The organism is Aquiflexum sp. (assembly GCF_977115555.1).
The window spans coordinates 1-1,259 of the sequence record NZ_CDSBKL010000654.1 but is presented as its reverse complement, the minus strand read 5'-3'; the positions used below and the strand labels follow the sequence as shown (position 1 = coordinate 1,259).

General features: G+C 44.6%; 3 protein-coding genes. All 3 read left to right on the top strand.

The window, feature by feature from the left end; all coding sequences use genetic code 11:
* The coding region (locus ACZFYI_RS20460) for a glycosyltransferase (protein ID WP_462525965.1) at positions 1-341 on the top strand (341 nt) is incomplete at its 5' end.
* A complete protein-coding gene (locus ACZFYI_RS20455) occupies positions 334-1,038 on the top strand; it encodes an acyltransferase (protein ID WP_462525964.1) in 705 nt (234 codons plus the stop codon). The genes ACZFYI_RS20460 and ACZFYI_RS20455, both read left to right, overlap by 8 nt.
* Positions 1,039-1,259, top strand: a 221-nt coding sequence (locus tag ACZFYI_RS20450) for a hypothetical protein (RefSeq protein WP_462525963.1), incomplete at its 3' end; no start/stop codon positions are given.

Here is a 1,259-nt window from a genome sequence, read left to right as displayed (position 1 = left end):
TTGCCCAAGAAAAACTGGCCTCTTATTTCAAAAATGCTTTGGCATACGTTTTCCCTTCAGCGAATGAAGGTTTTGGATTGCCGGTTTTGGAGGCTTTTTCTTTTGGACTCCCGGTGATTATTTCCAGACAGGGAGCATTGATGGAAGTTGCCGGAAATGCAGCATTGGTTTTGGGAAAAAATGATTCTGAATCACTTTTTCAGTCCATGAAGCTTTTGGTGGATGATGAAGTACTTAGAAAGGAACTGGGTGAAAAAGGGAGAATCAGGTTGAAGGAATTTTCCACGGAGAAGTTTTTCCTATCTTTGGAACAGGCATTTAAAGAAATTCTGAATGGGTAATTTTCTCGGCAAAACCATTTCCAAACTCTCAGGTATTGACCTCAGCGACCGCTTCGGAGCGGAATGGGACACCCTTTCCACTCTTGGGGCAATGCTAAGGATGGGAATCTGGATGGTTAGGGGAGTGTTGGTTCGTTGGAGGTTTGGATCTGCCAAAGGGCTGTTTTTGATCGGAAAGGATGTCACAATCAGGCAGGCAGCTTATATCCATGCCGGCAGGAATTTCATCGCCCAAGACCATTGCGAGATCAATGGGCTTTCTCAAAAGGGTTTGGTATTTGGAGATAAGGTTACCATTGGGAGTTATGCGATCATCCGGCCTACCAACTTATATGGTGGAGAAGCTGGAGTGGGATTGAAAGTCGGAAACAACAGCAGCATCGGACCTTATTCCTATATCGGCTGCTCGGGATATATCGAGATCGGTGACAACGTCATGATGTCCCCAAGGGTGAGTATCTATTCCGAAAACCATAATTTTTCTGATGCGTCTCTGCCTATGATCGAACAGGGAGTGACCCGCTCTTTTGTCAAAATAGAAGATGATTGTTGGATCGCCGCAAATTCGGTGATCTTGGCCGGAGTGACTGTGGGTAAGGGTTCGGTAGTAGCGGCCGGAAGTATAGTCACCAAAGATGTTCCCCCTTACAGCATTGTCGCCGGAAATCCTGCCAAAATCATTAAAAATAGAAAGTAAATGAAGGCCAATACTGTAGAAACCTGGAAAAAATTCGGAAAAGAGGACCCTTATTACGGGGTGCTATCTGATCCAAAATACAAGTCTGACAAAATCACGGATAAAGGTTTGTCTGAGTTTTTTGCTACCGGGGAGACCTATGTCATGGAAACATTGCAAAGGATCGAAAAACTATATGGCTCTGATTTGTCCAAAGCTGCGATTCTTGATTTCGGTTGTGG